The sequence below is a fragment of the Chryseobacterium sp. SIMBA_038 genome (assembly GCF_046535115.1).
Classification (GTDB): Bacteria; Bacteroidota; Bacteroidia; order Flavobacteriales; family Weeksellaceae; genus Chryseobacterium.
Genome location: NZ_JAWRXH010000002.1, coordinates 894,505 through 912,820, shown reverse-complemented (window position 1 = coordinate 912,820; position 18,316 = coordinate 894,505). Strand labels below are relative to the sequence as shown.

General features: G+C 34.2%; 15 protein-coding genes. 6 read left to right on the top strand and 9 right to left on the bottom strand.

The annotated features are described in order from the left end of the window. Positions 1-172: 172 nt before the first annotated feature. Entirely contained in the window at positions 173-1,123 is a 951-nt protein-coding gene (locus SB689_RS10430) for a LysR substrate-binding domain-containing protein (protein ID WP_072411265.1), read from the bottom strand. A gap of 132 nt (positions 1,124-1,255) precedes the next feature. On the opposite strand from SB689_RS10430, the gene SB689_RS10425 reads away from it, so the two are divergent. From SB689_RS10425 to SB689_RS10405, 5 genes are all read left to right on the top strand, one after another. Beyond that, on the top strand, positions 1,256-2,743 hold the full coding sequence (locus SB689_RS10425; RefSeq protein WP_410692061.1) for a catalase: 1,488 nt from the start codon (positions 1,256-1,258) through the stop codon (positions 2,741-2,743). Between the two features lie 106 nt (positions 2,744-2,849). Then, positions 2,850-3,617 (top strand): enoyl-CoA hydratase/isomerase family protein, encoded by a 768-nt coding sequence (locus SB689_RS10420; protein ID WP_410692060.1) that lies wholly within the window; start codon positions 2,850-2,852, stop codon positions 3,615-3,617. A 42-nt stretch (positions 3,618-3,659) separates the two neighbouring features. After that, positions 3,660-4,082 carry a deoxycytidylate deaminase gene (locus SB689_RS10415; protein WP_410692059.1) on the top strand — a complete coding sequence of 141 codons (423 nt, stop codon included), beginning with the start codon at positions 3,660-3,662 and terminating at the stop codon, positions 4,080-4,082. Positions 4,083-4,091: 9 nt separating this feature from the next. After that, positions 4,092-5,006: a site-specific tyrosine recombinase XerD gene (xerD, locus tag SB689_RS10410; RefSeq protein WP_410692058.1), complete on the top strand. Its 915-nt coding sequence runs from the start codon at positions 4,092-4,094 to the stop codon at positions 5,004-5,006. Continuing rightward, complete coding sequence (locus tag SB689_RS10405; protein WP_410692057.1) at positions 5,003-5,518, top strand: NUDIX hydrolase; 516 nt, start codon at positions 5,003-5,005, stop codon at positions 5,516-5,518. The genes xerD and SB689_RS10405 overlap by 4 nt, the downstream gene beginning before the upstream one ends. Positions 5,519-5,618: 100 nt before the next feature. On the opposite strand, the gene SB689_RS10400 is transcribed toward SB689_RS10405, so the two are convergent. From SB689_RS10400 to SB689_RS10365, 8 genes are all read right to left on the bottom strand, one after another. Further along, positions 5,619-6,077, bottom strand: coding sequence for a heme-binding domain-containing protein (locus SB689_RS10400; protein ID WP_410692056.1), 459 nt, complete (start codon positions 6,075-6,077; stop codon positions 5,619-5,621). 6 nt (positions 6,078-6,083) lie between these two features. Beyond that, complete coding sequence (locus tag SB689_RS10395) at positions 6,084-7,838, bottom strand: Ig-like domain-containing protein (RefSeq protein ID WP_410692055.1); 1,755 nt, start codon at positions 7,836-7,838, stop codon at positions 6,084-6,086. A gap of 25 nt (positions 7,839-7,863) precedes the next feature. After that, positions 7,864-9,120, bottom strand: coding sequence for a serine hydrolase domain-containing protein (locus SB689_RS10390; RefSeq protein WP_410692053.1), 1,257 nt, complete (start codon positions 9,118-9,120; stop codon positions 7,864-7,866). 238 nt (positions 9,121-9,358) lie between these two features. Continuing rightward, positions 9,359-10,288, bottom strand: a complete 930-nt coding sequence (locus SB689_RS10385) for a 2-hydroxyacid dehydrogenase (RefSeq protein WP_410692051.1) — start codon at positions 10,286-10,288, stop codon at positions 9,359-9,361. A 153-nt stretch (positions 10,289-10,441) separates the two neighbouring features. Continuing rightward, on the bottom strand, positions 10,442-10,984 hold the full coding sequence (locus SB689_RS10380) for an acyl-CoA thioesterase (protein ID WP_410692050.1): 543 nt from the start codon (positions 10,982-10,984) through the stop codon (positions 10,442-10,444). Then, positions 10,972-11,736 (bottom strand): hypothetical protein, encoded by a 765-nt coding sequence (locus tag SB689_RS10375; protein ID WP_410692049.1) that lies wholly within the window; start codon positions 11,734-11,736, stop codon positions 10,972-10,974. Before SB689_RS10375 ends, SB689_RS10380 begins: the two co-directional genes overlap by 13 nt. Before the next feature lie 152 nt (positions 11,737-11,888). Next, positions 11,889-13,994 carry a TonB-dependent receptor gene (locus tag SB689_RS10370; protein ID WP_410692048.1) on the bottom strand — a complete coding sequence of 702 codons (2,106 nt, stop codon included), beginning with the start codon at positions 13,992-13,994 and terminating at the stop codon, positions 11,889-11,891. Between the two features lie 296 nt (positions 13,995-14,290). After that, on the bottom strand, positions 14,291-15,061 hold the full coding sequence (locus SB689_RS10365) for a WG repeat-containing protein (RefSeq protein WP_410692047.1): 771 nt from the start codon (positions 15,059-15,061) through the stop codon (positions 14,291-14,293). A 468-nt stretch (positions 15,062-15,529) separates the two neighbouring features. On the opposite strand from SB689_RS10365, the gene SB689_RS10360 reads away from it, so the two are divergent. Continuing rightward, positions 15,530-18,313, top strand: a complete 2,784-nt coding sequence (locus tag SB689_RS10360; protein ID WP_410692046.1) for a bifunctional aconitate hydratase 2/2-methylisocitrate dehydratase — start codon at positions 15,530-15,532, stop codon at positions 18,311-18,313. Positions 18,314-18,316: the final 3 nt, after the last annotated feature.

The window sequence follows — 18,316 nt, the reverse complement described above, 5'->3', positions numbered from 1 at the left end:
AAAATAGAAATACTGTTTTAGCTTTTTTTTATAGAGGTTGCAATCAGGTCAAATTTTTCCTCGTTCGTAAACAGTGCAAATTTAAGTACTATTTTTTTAATACTCAAAACTTTTGTTTACTAATTATAATTTTCTTTAAATTAATGATTTATCAATCTTTAAGAAAAATAAACTACTGTGGTTTTATACTTACGAATTCTTTTGGGCTTTCGTTGTAATTTAGTTTTTCTTTTAAAGATAATCTGATAGAATTCGATAATTCATCAATAATCTTTTGTTTGAAAGTTGGCTTATAATAAATGATACTTATCTCTCTGAAAGGGAAAGGTTTCTTGAATCTGAACACATTTCCTTTTTGTTCTTCGGAAAGTTGGCTTAACGCTAATTCAGGTAAAATACTGATTCCACCCACTTTATCAACCATATGCACCAAAGTCTGAATATTAGACGCCAAGAAGTCTAAATTCTTAGGTTTCAGCGTATTCTCTTTTAAATGACAGATATTTTCAAATTGATTTCTTAAACAGTTTCCTTCTTCAAGCAACCAAACTTTTTCAACATTCAAATCTTCCGGAACAACGTAAGAATTTTTCTTGTTAGCTTCAGTATTTGAGCTGTAGATCATCAATTCTTCGTTAAATAAGAAATCCTGATAAAATTCGTCGGCAGTATCATAAGGCGTTGAAATAATTCCAGCGTCCAATTCTCCGGCTTTTAAAGCTTTAATAATATTATCAGTTGTCATTTCTTTTACATTCATCTGAATTTTCGGATTCTCTTCCAAGAATGCAAAGATTTCTGTTGGTAAAATGAATGAAGAAACAGTAGGAATAATTCCCAAATTAATCGTTCCTCCTAAAATATTATTTAACAGGTTTGCTTTATTCTTCAGTTCATTGACAGATTCTATTATCACTTTCGCCTGATCAATGATCTGTAACCCCACATCCGTTGTACGAATCGGGTGAGTTGTTCTGTCGAAAACCTTTACATCCAGCTCATCTTCAAATTTCTGTATCATTGCACTCAATGTAGGCTGTGTAATGAAGCAGGCTTGAGCTGCTTTACCAAAGTGTTTATACTTATCTACGGCGATAAGATATTCCAATTGCTGAATGTTCATCTGATTAATATTATCTATTACAAAGATATGATGTTTTTGTTATTGGCAATCAAAATTTCAAGTAATTTTGATATTTACTACCTTTACATATTGGTATATAAATAGTAAATCAATCATTCAAATCATAACTATATGGATTCTAAAAAATTAACATTAAGTAGTGGTGCCCCGTATTATGAGCATCAGGATTCACAAACGGTTGGTCCAAGAGGTCCTGTATTGTTACAGGATTTTATCCTTCAGGAAAACCTTGCTCATTTTGTAAGAGAGAGAATTCCTGAAAGAATTGTTCATGCAAAAGGAACCGGAGCTTATGGAAAATTAACCATCACACACGATATTAGTAAATATACGAAAGCCAAATTATTCTCACAAGTTGGGAATTCATGCAAAATGTTTGCCCGTTTCTCTACAGTTGGAGGCGAAAAAGGAAGTGCAGATACAGCAAGAGATCCACGAGGATTTGCTTTAAAATTTTACACAGAAGACGGAAATTGGGATTTAGTTGGAAACAACACGCCTGTATTCTTTATTAAGGATGCTAAAAAATTCCCGGACTTTATTCATACTCAAAAAAGGGTTCCAAGAACGAACTTAAAAAGCGCGACAATGATGTGGGATTTCTGGAGCTTGAATCCAGAATCACTTCATCAGGTTTTAATATTAATGTCAGATAGAGGAACTCCTCACGGATTCAGACATATGCATGGTTTTGGATCTCATACTTTTTCAATGATCAATGCAAATAATGAGAGAGTTTGGGTGAAATTCCATTTTAAAACAAAACAAGGCGTTAAAAACTTCACGAATGAAGATGCCGTAAAAATGGCAGGAGAAAATCCGGATTTCGCTCAGGAAGATCTTTGCAACGCAATCGATAAAGGAGATTTTCCAAAATGGACAATGTACATTCAGGTAATGACTGAAGATCAGGCAAAAGATTTCAGATGGAATCCTTTTGACATCACTAAAGTTTGGTTCCAGGGAGATTTTCCATTAATTGAAGTTGGTGAAATGGAATTAAATGAAATTCCGGTTAATTATTTCGCTCACGTAGAACAATCTACTTTCTCGCCAAGCAATTTAATTGACGGAATCAGTTTTTCTCCGGACAAAATGCTTCAGGGAAGATTATTTTCTTATCCTGACGCTCACAGATACAGAGTTGGAGTCAATGCTCATCAATTAGAAGTAAATCGTTGTCCTTTTGCTGTTAATAATTATCAGAGAGATGGTTTTATGGCAGATTCAAGTCAATATCAGGACAAACCAAATTATCATCCTAATAGTTTTGATGATATTAAGGCAGATTCAGCATATAAAAATTTCGAATATGAACTAGACAACAATCACGTTGCCAGCTATAACCGAAACGAAAATGATGATGATCATTACACTCAGCCAGGCTTATTATATACTAAAGCAATGAATTCGGAAGACAGAGAAAATCTGATTCACAACATTGTTGGAAGTATGAAAGGAATTGATGGTCCGAAGAGAGATGAAATTATAAATAGACAGTTGTGTCATTTTTTTAGAGCAAACATAGAACTTGGCATGAAAGTGGCTTCGCAACTACATGTTAACATTGATGCAAATATGATGAATCATTCCAAATAAGCATATTTGAATGATATTTTCAATTAAAAGGAAAAAAAAGTAAGATTTTTTCCTTTTTTTTGTAAAAAATTTATAATTTGCACAGAATAATATTTTAAAGTGAAAAATGAGTTACGAGAATATATTATTAAATAAAGAAGATAAATTATCTATAATCACAATAAACAGACCTGAAAGTTTAAATGCTTTAAATGCAAAGACAATTCAGGAGATAAGTTCAGCGTTAGAAGAATTAGATTCTGATACCACTTGCAGAGTGATCATTCTTACCGGAAGCGGAGAAAAATCTTTCGTTGCCGGAGCTGATATTAAAGAATTTAGTGATTTTGGACAAGAAAAAGCGGAAGAATTAGCCAGAAACGGTCAAAACTTTCTTTTTAATAAAATAGAAAACCTATCCAAACCTGTAATTGCTGCAGTAAACGGCTTTGCACTAGGAGGAGGTTTAGAGCTTGCCATGGCATGCCACATCAGATACGCATCGGAAAATGCAAAATTGGGACTTCCGGAAGTTACTTTAGGATTAATTCCTGGGTACGGAGGAACTCAAAGATTACCGAAGCTTGTAGGAAAAGGCCTTGCCAACGAAATGATCTTCTCTGCCAAAATGATCCCCGCTCAAAGAGCCAAAGAGATCGGATTGGTAAATGAAGTATACCCTATCGAAGATTTATTAACAAAAACTAAAGAATTAGCAACCGTTATTGCCCGTAACTCACCGATGGCAATATCAAAGGCAATAAATGCCGTGAATTTATCTGATACGGAGAAAGGTTTTGAAACTGAGATCAAGTATTTCGGAGAACTTTTTGAACTTGATGATAAAAAAGAAGGAGTTTCTGCTTTTATTGAAAAAAGAAAGCCTAACTTCTAAGAAAATTAATCCAATTATTTCGAAAAAAAACAATGACGTTGTATGAATAAGTTTGATAAAGCTTATCTAAAAATGGCTCTCGAATGGGCAAAACTTTCCTACTGCAAACGAAAACAAGTAGGAGCTCTTATCGTAAAAGATAGGATGATTATTTCAGATGGTTACAACGGCACTCCTTCGGGATTTGAAAATTGCTGTGAAGATGAAGGTGGAAAAACACACTGGTATGTACTGCACGCAGAAGCTAACGCGATATTAAAGTTAGCCTCTTCTACACAATCTGCAAAAGGAGCAACGTTATATTTAACGTTATCACCTTGCAAAGAATGTAGCAAACTTATTCTGCAGGCGGGAATTTCCAGGCTAGTGTATATCAATGAATATTCGGACGATGATGGGATATCGTTCCTGAGGAACCATAATATTGAAATAGAACAAATATCGGATTGTGAACTAAAAAAATAAGCACAAACAATGACTTGGGATGAAAAAATTAAGGATTTTGAAATATTTCTTCGATTCGAAAGAAATTTTTCAGAAAACACTCTCGACGCTTACGTACGAGACATTAAGAAATTAAAAGAATACGCAGTAGAGGATCTGGAAAACATCGGTCCGGGTTCTATAGGGTATGATAACCTGCAAGAGTACATCTTCAACCTTTCCAAACAAAAATTCAGCGAAAGATCACAGGCAAGATGGATTTCTTCTATAAAAGCTTTCTTCAAATTTTTACTTGAAGATGAGTTTCGTGAAGACAATCCTGCATCTTTGCTTGAGGGCCCCAAGTTGGGATTATATCTTCCGGACACGTTAAGCCTTCCTGATATCAATAAGATTATCAGCGCTATAGAAGTGTCTTCAGATCTTGGAAAGAGAAATCAGTGTATCATTGAGGTACTTTACGGATGTGGACTCCGAGTTTCGGAACTTATTGATCTTAAAATTTCAAACATCAATTTCGTAGAAAATTACATCAAAGTGAATGGAAAGGGTAATAAAACCCGTTTTGTACCACTGGCGGATTTTACTGCAGATTTGTTGAAAAGCTACATCGAAGACACTCGTTCAAAGTGCAAGATCAATAAAAAGTACGAAGATTCACTATTTCTGAACAGCAGAGGAACCTCTATGTCCAGAGTAATAGTATTCTTAATCATAAAAGAGCTTACAGATAAAGCTGGTGTAAGCAAAAAAATATCTCCACACACGTTCAGACATTCTTTTGCAACGCATCTATTACAAAATGGTGCAGATCTTCGTTATATACAGGAAATGCTTGGTCATTCTAGTATTACAACAACGGAAATCTATACGCATCTGAAAACAGAAGAACTTCGCGATGTGATATTGAATTATCACCCGAGAAATATTAATATTGCTCAATGAAAATATTGAAATATTGCCCAAGCTGTGGCAAAGAATCTCTACATTGGGACGGCGAAAAAAAATGGAGCTGCCCCAATTGTAACTTTAATCTTTACAACAACGTTGCCGGTGCAGTAGCAGTGGTCATAAGATGTGGAGATGAGATTTATCTTACCAGAAGAAATCAGGAGCCTAAAAAGGGAAAACTTGATCTGGCAGGAGGTTTTGTAGATCCAAGAGAAAGCGCAGAAGAAACCTGTAAAAGGGAGCTTTTTGAGGAACTTCAGCTTGACATCAATATTTCAAACTTAAAGTATTTAACGAGTCTTCCAAACGTTTATCAGTACAAACAAATTGATTATAATACAATCGATTTGTTTTATGAATACAATGTTTCGGAGAAATTTGAAGTGAATATTGAGTTGTCTGAGATCTCAGAAACGCAATGGATTCCTTTAAGTGAAATCAATCTCGATGATATCGCTTTTGATTCTCAGAAAATATTTTTTGAAAGGTATTTAAAGAATATTTAATTCTTAAAAATATATCATCTCTCGCAGATTTTATGAATTAATGATAAAATAATTATCAGCTAAATTTGTAAAATCTGCGAGAGTTTTTTTTAAAATTAAATTAATACGTTTTATTCTTGAGCATTTCCTCAAAATAAGAACCAATAAGCTTTCTTTCAGCGTCAGAAAGATTAGCTTCTTTATGATAAGGAATATATCCAGGCATAGGCATCATTCTGTTCTGAACACTTTCCGCAGCTCTGCTAAGCATATTTTCTTTCAATTCTTTGTTATAAGTTCCCCAAATTGAAAAATTAAGGCGTTCTCTTCCTTCATTTACATGGCTTTTTAGAGACCATGAAATCGGAGCGATAAAAGCGTATTTAGGATAAATCGTCTCATTGGAATGACAGTCATAACAGGCTCCTTTTATCAAGTCTCTTATCTTTTGCGGAGTCTTTTTAACATCAACAAAATTTACTGCATGATTCACAGGTTTATTAACTCTATCGATCGGAATAAACTGAATGATAGCAAAGCCCACCAAACTCCAAAACACAATTTTCTTAAAAGTCTTCATATTTTCTTACTTCATAGGAGTTAAAACAGCACCTCCTGATTTCAACTCACGGTTATTTGCATCTTGCTTTACAGGTTTTTCCTGTGCATTTGGAAAAGGTGTTGCCGTTTTATTCGTAGAGGTTTTAGGACTGTCCAGCGTTCTCGTATCTTTTAAATCCCAGGTTTCATTGGTTTCCCACAACGGTCTTATGACAGCGAGTTTATAAAACACATAGGAATCTTCAGCAAAAGTTTCATTTAAGAAATCAGATTCGTCCCAATATTTATTTTCATTATTATCAACCAATATTCGGACGATGTATTCGGCAGGTTTTAAGATGTCGAATTTCACTTCACTTCCTTTTGTATATTTCTGATAAATAATTTTCTCTGATGCATCTAATAACTGAATCCAGTAACTTGTAGTTGGTGCATTTTCAAGTTTTAACGTCAGATTACCGTAATTTTCAACTTTATCCGCTTCAAAATCGAAACGTTTTGATTCCGAATTTTTAGCATAAAAAGATGAAACTGTTGTCTTTGGAACCGTTAATTGATATTTCTTCCCTGCAATGAAATCTGATTTAATTAAAATCTGATACGGATTGGTTTCAGAGATCTTAGCCGTAAACTCCTGAGTGGTTAAACTGTCGCTTTTCAGAACCCATTTTTCAGGATTTATTTTATCGATGATATAATTTGAAGTGATCTTAAAATCCGTTTTTGGAGGCAACAAACCGCCATCATTATTAGAAATTTGCATTTCATTTTTAGCATTCTGCTTATAAAAAACAGAAACTGTATCTTTCTTGTTATCAACATCATAACTGAATTTCAAGTTTTCAGTTGTTCCCTGCCCTACCTTTTGGGCAACAGCATCAAACCAGATATTGATAGAATCTGATTTTGGTCGATGAGTAACTTTTATATCCTGAAGCTTATCATTGATTGAAAGAACCTTAACATCGGTAGGATTTCCTTCGAATGTCATTAAAATCCCGCCAGGCATTTCTTTCATTTCACCATATTTCAGAGCTTTTTTAGACGGATAAACTTTTAAATTTAATCCTGAGACAGATTTTTCAACATCTACAGCATCTTTCTGGAAACCAACTTTTTCTTTTCCAGGATCGTACATTGAGTTTCCGTTTTCATCTTCAAAAGCAAGGATCTTATATTTTCCAGGTGATAAATAATTCAGTTCGTAATAACCGTCTGTATCAACTTTCGTGATGTAGTAAGGCTTTTGCTTATAATTAATAGTGTCTTTTACCTGATACAATCCTACAACAAGTTTATTTTCAGCACTTTCAGATTGTTTTTTTATCGCTAAGGCATCTTTAACCTCACCACTTATGTACAAATCATCCAACTTATCTCCCGTAGAAAAAGCAAAATTGAAATAACGAAGAATATTCGCTTCATTATTATCAACAATAGAATTTCCGAAGTTGAAATTATAAGTTGTATTCGCCTGTAAAGTATCCGTCCATTGGATCAAAACATATTTATTGGCAATATTTGAAGGCAAAATACGCTTGATATTTTTGATTGGCGGAGAAATAATCAGGTTTTTATTGATGTCTTTCAGCGTAATATATTCATTAAAATCAAGGCGAAGTTCACGAATATCTCTTGAAACATTGATCCTTGTCGTATCAATATTTGAGCTTAAAAATTTTGGAGCCAAAGAATCTTTAGGTCCACCAACCGGAGAGCCCACTCTTGCGCACGATTGCAAAAGAAAACCTATAATAAATAAGAGAAGAAGTCTTTTCATGAATATGTTTAAGCAAAAGTAAACATTATTCTGTAACATCCTGCCCGCCATTTAAAGAATCTTTATTGTCATTCATCACACTGTGAAGCTTATCTTTCTGCACCGGAAAATCTTCAAATAAGCCGGATAAAGCAAGCGCAGTATATACTTTGTTTGAATATTTATTTCCAATTGCTACAATGGTTACTTTTGATTTTAATAAATGAGCAAAAACAGAATTTGTTCCGTGCCACCAACCGTTATGGTAAGTCAATTTCTCTCCATTATCAAAAATTTTCATCCTGAATCCTAAACCATAATTGTTCATTCCCGCTTTTTCATTGCTGTAAGGCGAGAAAACCATTTCCATCAATTCAAGTTTTAAGAAATCTTTTGAGAACATTGCTTTTGAGAAATTATAAAGGTCTCTTGGCGTTGTGTAAACGTTTTTATCACCATAAATAAGGTCTAATCTATCTAAAGGATATAATTTACCTCCATAATAAAAAGATTGTGATGCTGTAGGAATGTCTTTTTCCTGAAAAATGTAACTGTTTTTCATTTTCAAAGGATCAAAAACCATTTCTTTCATCGCCTGAGGAAAAGGAGTTTTGGTTACTTTCTCGATTAGCAAAGCCAACAATGCAAAATTGGTGTTGCAGTACATGAAACCTGTGTCGGTATCTCTTGCCAATTCAGGTTTGTATTTAATGATCATATTTAATACATCCTGATTGGTAATATATGGTTTTGCAAGTTCAGGAGATGTTGGTGGAATTTTAGCAATAAAATATTCATACTTCGGAAGACCACTTCTTTGATCCAATAAAGTCTGAACCGTCACATTCGGATAAGGAAATCCCGGGAAAAATTGGGTTAAATGATCTGTAAATTTTATTTTTCCGGCTTCGATTAATTTCATCATCGCCATTGCCGTCAAAGTTTTTGAAACTGAAGCAACGTGCAAAGGCGTATTTTTATCAATCGCCGACTGGTTCCCTTCCCTACTAAAGCCTCTGTAATTTTCGTATAAAATATCGTCACCTTTTGCTACCAATATTCCGCCACTCAGATCGCTTCCTTCCCAGACTTTTTTGTAATACTGATCGATATAACGAACAAGTGAAGCTTTGTCAGAAAGCTGTCCATCCCCTTTTGTGAAAACATTACTAAGATCTACGCTTCCATAATTGGGCAGATCGGTGGTGTTTTCAGTTATAGATTCTTTAGAGTCGGATTTTTTTTTACAGGAAAAAATAAGTAAAAAAACAGCTAAAATAAGTACAAAGTTACGCTTCTTCATGAGTTTCGAAAATGAGCGGCAATTTAATAAAACTCAAAATAAATATGGAATTCTTGCTGTAAATTATGAATTATTTAACATAAACTAGAGCAAAATCTTGAAATTGTAAAATGACAACTTTCTTTTAGATGCTTCGACTTCGCTCAGCATGACATTTCTAATACTACCGTTTACTTTTATCAGAATAGTTGTAGCGATGTCATGCTGAGCGTAGTCGAAGCATCTCAACAATATTCACTTAAGCAAACTGAGCAACAATCTTATCAACGATAACCTGCGCCAGCTTTTCTTTGCTTTGATGCGTCCAACCTGCGATATGAGGCGTTACAATTACTTTTTCAGAGTTTAAAAGATATTGCAAATCATCATTTTCTGTTTCAATATTTTCGAAAGAAGATTTTTCGTATTCCAAAACATCGAGACATGCTCCTTTTACTTTTCCTGATTTCAAAGCTTCAACTAAGCTTTTAGTTTCTATGTTTTTTCCTCTCGCTGTATTCACCAAATAGAAGTCATTTTTCATATCAGAAAGGAATGGTCCATCAATCAAATAATATGACAAATCAGTCAAAGGAATATGCAAACTTAAAACCTCAGCTTTTTCTTTTAATTCTTCCAAAGAAACCTGCGTTGCATATTCATCAGAAAGATCCGGTAAAATATCATGGAAAATCACTTTACACCCAAAACCGGAAAGTCTTTTCGCTGTTGCTTTTCCCATGTTTCCGTAACCAATTAGACCAACCGTTTTTCCTAATAATTCGTCACCTCGATTTTCTTCACGTAACCAAATTCCGTTCTTTACTTCCTGGGAAGCAATGAAAAGTCGGTTCATTAAAATCAATAACATTCCGACAACATGTTCGGCAACAGAATCTCTGTTTCCTTCAGGAGAATTTATTAATTGAATTCCCAATTTTTCAGCAACAGGAATATCAATATTTTCCATTCCGGCTCCTACTCTTGCAATGAATTTAAGGTTTTTTCCTTTCTCTAAAAAGTTTTTATCTAAAGGAATTCGGCTTCTGATAATGACTCCGTCGTAGTTTTCAATTTTATTGCAAACATCATCGTAAGAAGACGTAAAATCTTCTTCCAATATAAAGTTTTTTGCTAAAAGCTGTTCGGTAATTAAAGGATGGTTTTTATCTAAAAGTAGGATCTTCATTTTCAAATAATATTAAAAGATTTAGAGATTCAGATATTTAGATATAAATGAATCTTTATATTTAAGTAAAAGAAAAAATGCTTTTAATCCCGTAAATATTTTGTTTGATATTTAGCAAAGATTAAAAGCATTACTGTATATTTTGTAAAAAAATTATTTTTCAGTTTTCACAGATTCTTCGGGTTCTTGAAAAAGTTTTTTCAATTCCACAGATTCCAACGGCTTCATTCTTCCTGAAAGAATTAATGATAATTCTTTTCTACGGAATGCAGCGGCAAATCTTTCTTTTTCGTCCTCTGTTTCGGGAACCATTTCTGGAATTGGAATTGGACGATTGAACTCATCCACAGCAACGAAGGTGTAAATTCCAGCGTTCGTATGCGTTTTTTTCTGACTGATAGGATCATCCAACCAAACATCAACATAAACCTCCATAGAAGTAGAAAATGCTCTTGAAACTTTAGATTCTAAAATCACAATTCCACCTTCCGGAATCGGGTGATTAAAAGAAACGTGATTCACAGAAGCTGTAACCACTCTTCTTTCGCAATGTCTTGCTGCAGAGATCGATGCACAACGATCCATCTTTGCCAATAATTCACCTCCAAAAAGGTTTCTTAGAGAATTGGTTTCATTGGGAAGAACAATGTTCGTCATGATTGTCAGAGATTCTGACGCTTTTTTTATTTTTGCCATTTAGCCTTTGTCTTGTTTGGGGTTGTTGGAACTTGAACACCTTTTTCAACAGGTTTTACAATTGAATCTTTTTTCAAAGTTTTCAAAGAATCTGCGATTTTCATCTGTGTAGAATCTACTTTTACAGTATCTCTTACTAAAACAGACAATTTTGCATCAATTTTAATAGAATCCTTTTCATGTTTAAAAGATTCGTTTCCAAAAAGGAGTTCCTGATTGGTAAAAGCCAGATAAGCGATCCCTAAAATTGGAATAACAATCAAAAAGATCCAAAGTAACGATTTACTGAATTTGTAATCGTTTGCTGATTTTTCAGAAACAACTGCTTTATCTTTTGCTTTGATATCGGAAATTTTGATCTCTTCCAATCCGTAAAAATCGGGATGACCGGATTCTATTCTTTTTCCTTTAAAATGAGTGTGTCCGTCTTCAATAAAGATCGTTCCGAGGTTCTGAATTTCTAGTGTTTGTTCTGCCTGAAGTTTTTTCTTCCAAAAATCGGTCTGGATCTTTAAGTCACTTTTTGATGCTTCAAAAGACATTTGCTTTTGATCTGCAATAAAAGCGATCAATTCATCAGATTGAATTTCATGATCAGGACTAAAAGTGATCTGACTCGCAGGCGGAAGAATACTCCCGTTTTCGGAGTTGATAATTGCTTTAGAATTCTCTAAAGAAAATACACCAAAGCTTGGAACTGTAACAGAACCAAATTGTTTCAGATATTCTAAAATGTAAGCTGAAATATTCATTTGATGGCAAATTTATAACTTTTCCATGACTTTTTAGATGATTTATTCACAATAAAAAAGACTGCCGAAACAGTCTTTAGAATCTAATATTACTCGTTTGAATATCATTATTGAATTATTGAAAACAATTATGCTCTATTTTTATGTAATTACTATTGAATTTTCCAGCTTATTCCGAACATAAAATTAGTTCCTGCCTGAGAAAAATAGTATGGTTCGCCATCATAAACCGCTCCATTATTCACATATTTTTTATTGAAAATATTATTTACCAATAATTTCAGCGCCACATCATTGTTCGCTATTTTAAACTGATATTGAGCATTAAAATCCGTCAGAAGATAATCTTTCAACTGTAAATTTTTATCTTCAGTGTTGTCTAAATATTGCTTTCCAACATATTGATTCATCAATGCAAACTGGAAGTTTTTATTTGGATTAAATTTCAACCCTAAATTAGCGATAACATCCGGTGAAAAGGAGATTTGAGTATTTCCAAGATCTCTTACCAAGGCTTCATTTTCTATTTTAAAATCCTGATTTCTGTTCTGGCTTAAACTTACATTCCCTGAGATTTCCCATTGTTTGGAAAGTTTTGCCAACGCTCCAATTTCAATACCTCTTCTGTAACTTTCTCCGGAATTTGTTCTGATAAAAGCTCCGACATTATTCAATTCGCCATTTAAAACCAATTGATTAACGTAATACATATAATATAAGTTGACCGTCACAGATAAAATCCCGAATTGTTTTTCTAAACCAGCTTCAAAATCGTGAAGCTTTTCTGCTTTTACATTGTTATCGGCCGTTAAATCATCTCTGTTCGGTTCGCGTTGAGCGTGTGCGTAAGATAAAAAGACCTTTCCGTTTCCGATTCTATAATTCACTCCGGCTTTTGGATTGAAAAACAGCCAATTTTTGGTTAAGTTTCCTCCTTCGCCATCGCCATCTTTAAGAATTTTGATGTCGTAATCGATATTTCTAAGCTGTAGATCTCCGAAGAATTCAAAATTATTTACTTTAAACAAAGCCTTTGCAAAACCTGAAACTTCGCTTTTCACAGAACGGTTTCTGTAATATTCGCTTTCGTTGATTTGAGGCAAAAATACACCCGTTACGTTTCCGAAATGTCTTCCGTAATATTGATTGGCAACCGCTCCAAAGTTTAGATCTAAATTTTCATACTTTCCGTACAACGTTGAAACAATTCCGTAAAAATCATTATTCAACCATTTTTTTCTGATAAAATCAGAATATTCTTCTCCATTAAAATCCGGCAAGTTGTATCTCGCAAAAGGATCGCCTTGTTTGTAATTTTCGTAATATCCTTTCCCTTTTGTGTAGTGCAAAGTCGTTTCTAAATTCCAATGATCATTAATTCCCTGTTCCCAAAGTAATTGATAATGGTTCTGTCTGTAATTATCTGTTTCGTTATCGTAAAAACCTACAATTTTCTCCCAATTCGCATCATAAATTGCTCCAGATGCATTGAATTTTGGATCTGTTTCCCAAGTTTTTCTGTCGATTCCGTTCCACGCCTGATACGTTTTTTCTTTACCTCCGAAAGCCATCAAACGAATTCTCGTTTTCCCCTCTTCAAAAAGCGCCGTGAAGTTGTATGAATGAAGATCGGACGAAGCTCTGTCGATATATCCATCAGAATGAATATTCGTGTATCTACCCATCACAGAAAGTCGGTTTTTCCAGAATTTTCCTGAACCAACCTCAGCAGAATATTTGTACGTATTGAATGATCCGTAACTGTCATCAGTTTTAAAATAAAACTTTTCTTCAGGATCTTTAGAAATCACATTGATGCTCGCTCCGAAAGCAGAAACTCCGTTATTGGAAGTTCCGACACCTCTTTGAATGACAATTTGAGAAGCCGAACTCGTTAAATCCGGAACGTTGACGAAAAATGTTCCCTGACTTTCAGAATCGTTGAACGGAACGCCATTCATCATGACATTAATTCCTCTTCCGGCAACACCACGGATTCTAAAACCAGTGTAACCTACTCCATTTCCGGCATCGGAAGTCGAAATAATTGAGGTTTGATTTTTAAGTAACATCGGTAGATCCTGTCCAAGATTTTTACTGTCTAAATCTTTCTGAACATTGATGATCTCCTTAGCAACAGGAAGTCTTTTGGTAAAGTTGATTGCTTCAATTTCCTTTATTTTTAAGGAATCTGTATTTTGTGCTTGTATAAAAGCAAAAGAGCCAACGGTAAGCCCTAAAAAAAATAATCCTTTCATTCTATAAATTTTTAAAATTTAATGAATAAAAGGGGCGGATTATGATCGATAATGAGTAATTGGTAATAAGTAATGATTTGAGAATTACTCATTATTGATTACTTATTGCTCATTTTTAATTTCCCTAAACAGCATTATCCGTTCTAGGTTCATTGGGTATAATCTCAGCTTGTTACAGCACCCCTTTATTTCAGCCGCGAAATTACAAAAAATATACGAGATACGGATTTTAACTTTTTGAAACCATATTTTGAAATATAAAAAAGCTTCAAGCATACTGCCTAAAGCCTCCAGCATTAATACGCTTTATTATGAGTATCGATATAATAATAATTTATACTATCTTTTGTAACATCAAACATTTTGCCCAATTTCCAGCTGAAATTTCTCTTGATATTTGAATATTCAAAAGGAATGATCACTTTATTATTAACATCAATCACTCCGAATCTGTCATTTTGTGAAGCAATAATCATCGGATCAGATACATCATCACCTTCCAAAATATATAAATATTGATATTGAGGATAAATTTGATAATCTCGGTAATCTTCTGCATTTACAAATTTTGATTTTTCAATGATACCATAAAAACCATTTAAAATATAAGCCTGAAACAATTGTTGCTTATAACTTCCTAATTTGCATTGTCCGAGATCGGAATCTTTGAACTGATAGACTCTTTTCCCAGTATTATCAATTCTATATGATATTAAATCTTTTTCAACCGTTGCATATTCTTTCGTTCCAAATTTTCTGATTTTTTCGTTTGGAGAGTTTAAAAGATTGCAATCTTCAGCAAAAAATACCGCAATATGATATTCCGGCTGAATAATAAATTTTCCTTTTTGATTAACATACCCAAACTGCCCATCTTTCTTTTGTGGAATTAAAACAGGAATATCTTTATTAATCACAACCAGATTTGGATTAGATTTAGGTTTCGGAAATGCCTTTTTAACGACAGTCTTTGAAACACTCTTCACAGGAGTTTTCTTCACAGATTTCGTCTGCGAAAAAATGAAAATCGACATAAATACACCCAGAAAATTAACTACATTTTTCATATTCGTCATTTGCCTGCAAAAATACGACCAAAAATAGATATTATAAAACTCATATTTATAAAGAATCTAAATAATAGTATCTTCATAAAATAGTAAAAATTCGTAATTTTGGGAACATTTTTAATTGTTTGATAATTTTAAAACGTTTTTAAGATATAACTTTTGATTTTGATATGATCAAAAAATTTTAGAAACGTTACCCAAAGAGGGTTTTTGTGGCAAGACGGATTACAGATACACCACTTAGACTTTCAAAAAAGTCCTTTATACTCAAATTTGGCACTGAATATTATCTCACATTTTTAAAACAAAGATGTAGATTATGTTGATTTTACTCTAATCGGTATTATCTATCAAAAATGCAGTAACGAAAGATAAAATTAATTGTATTTTAGATAGACTAATAAAGAAGAAATAGCAGCAATACCAACTGTTTATAATCTACTTTAACAAAGAAAAGACTTCTATATGAATATTTATAAGGATTACATTAAAGAGATTGAAGAAAGAAAAGACCAAGGACTTCATCCAAAGCCAATTGATGGTGCTGAATTATTAAGCGAAATCATTTCGCAAATTAAAGATACAGCAAATGAATACAGGGCAGACTCTCTTAAATTTTTTATTTATAACACATTACCAGGAACGACAAGTGCGGCTGGTGCAAAAGCTCAATTTTTAAAGGAAATTATTCTAGGTGAATCAGTTGTAGAAGAAATTTCTCCGGCTTATGCCTTTGAATTATTATCTCACATGAAGGGAGGACCTTCAATCGAAGTATTGCTTGATCTTGCTTTAGGAAATGATATTTCTATCGCTAAAGAAGCTGCAAACGTTCTTAAAACACAGGTTTACCTTTATGATGCGGATACAAACCGTCTAAAGGAAGCATTTAATAGCGGTAACGAAATCGCAAAAGACCTAATCGAAAGCTACGCAAATGCTGAGTTTTTCACAAAACTTCCAGAAGTTGCTGAAGAAGTAAAAGTAGTTACATTCATTGCAGGTGAAGGTGATATCTCTACAGATTTACTTTCTCCGGGAAATCAGGCTCACTCAAGATCAGACCGTGAACTGCATGGTAAATGTATGATCACTCCTCAGGCGCAGGAAGAAATCAAAGCTTTACAGGCTCAACATCCTGATGCAAGTGTAATGCTTATTGCAGAAAAAGGAACAATGGGTGTTGGTTCATCTCGTATGTCGGGAGTAAACAACGTGGCTCTTTGGACTGGTAAACAAGCAAGCCCATATATTCCATTTGTAAATATTGCTCCGATTGTTGGAGGAACAAACGGTATTTCTCCAATTTTCCTTACAACGGTTGATGTAACAGGAGGTATCGGAATCGATCTTCAGAACTGGGTGAAAAAATTAGACGAAAACGGAAATCCTGTTCGTAACGAAAATGGTGACATCGTTTTAGAAGAAGCTTATTCTGTTGCTACAGGAACAGTTTTAACGATCAATACTAAAGAAAAGAAATTATATAACGGAGATGTTGAATTGAAAGATATTTCAAAATCATTTACTCCTCAAAAATTAGAGTTCATCAAAGCGGGTGGTTCTTATGCCATCGTATTTGGTAAAAAACTACAAACATTTGCAGCAAAACTTTTAGGAATTGAAACTCCTCTTGTTTTTGCTCCTTCTAAAGAAATTTCTATCGAAGGACAAGGTCTTACTGCAGTTGAAAAAATCTTCAACAGAAATGCCGTTGGTGTTACTGAAGGTAAATTATTACACGCAGGTTCAGACGTTCGTGTAGAAGTAAACATTGTTGGTTCTCAGGATACAACAGGTTTGATGACTGCTCAGGAATTGGAATCTATGGCTGCGACTGTAATTTCTCCAATCGTTGACGGAGCTTATCAGTCAGGATGTCACACAGCTTCAGTTTGGGATAAAAAAGCTCAGACGAACATTCCTAAATTAATGAAATTCATGAACGATTTCGGAGTAATCACAGCACGTGACCCGAAAGGTGAATATCATTCAATGACAGACGTTATTCACAAAGTTCTTAACGATATTACGATTGACGAATGGGCAATCATCATCGGAGGTGACTCTCACACAAGAATGTCTAAAGGTGTTGCTTTCGGAGCTGACTCTGGAACAGTAGCTTTAGCATTAGCAACAGGTGAAGCTTCAATGCCAATCCCTGAATCTGTGAAAGTGACTTTCAAAGGAGATATGAAGGAGCATATGGATTTCCGTGATGTAGTTCATGCAACTCAGGCTCAGATGTTGAAACAATTTGATGGGGAGAACGTATTCCAAGGTAGAATTATCGAGGTTCACATCGGAACACTTCCTGCTGACCAAGCGTTTACATTTACAGACTGGACGGCAGAAATGAAAGCTAAAGCTTCAATCAATATCTCTGAGGATGATACTTTGATCGAATCATTGGAAATTGCTAAGAGCAGAATTCAGATCATGATTGACAAAGGAATGGATAATCACAACCAAGTTCTTCAAGGATTAATTAATAAAGCTAATAAAAGAATCGAGGAAATCAGATCAGGTGATAAACCTGCTTTAACTCCTGATGCTAACGCTAAATATTACGCTGAAGTTATTGTTGATCTTGATATCATCGTTGAACCAATGATTGCTGACCCAGATGTAAACAATGATGATGTTTCTAAGAGATATACTCACGATACTATCAGAGATCTTACCTATTACGGAGGAGAGAAAAAAGTAGATCTTGGTTTCGTAGGATCTTGTATGGTTCACAAAGGAGATTTAAAAATCGTTTCTCAAATGCTTAGAAACCTTGAAAAGCAAAATGGTAAAGTAGAATTCCTAGCTCCATTAGTGGTGGCCGCTCCTACTTATAATATCATTGACGAATTAAAGGCTGAAGGTGATTGGGAATTTTTAGAAAAATATTCAGGTTTTGAATTTAACGACAACACTCCAAAAGGTGAAGCTCGTACACAATACCAAAACATGATGTACCTTGAGCGTCCTGGATGTAACCTTTGTATGGGTAACCAGGAAAAAGCTGAAAAAGGAGATACTGTTTTAGCAACTTCTACCCGTCTTTTCCAAGGAAGAGTGGTTGAAGATTCTGAGCGTAAAAAAGGAGAATCTTTATTGGCTTCAACTCCGGTTGTTGTACTTTCTGCGATTATGGGAAGAATTCCTAATATCGATGAGTACAAAACAGCTGTTGAAGGCATCGATCTTACAACTTTTGTACCTTCAATCAAAGAATTGACAAGTACAAGCGCTCACTAATAG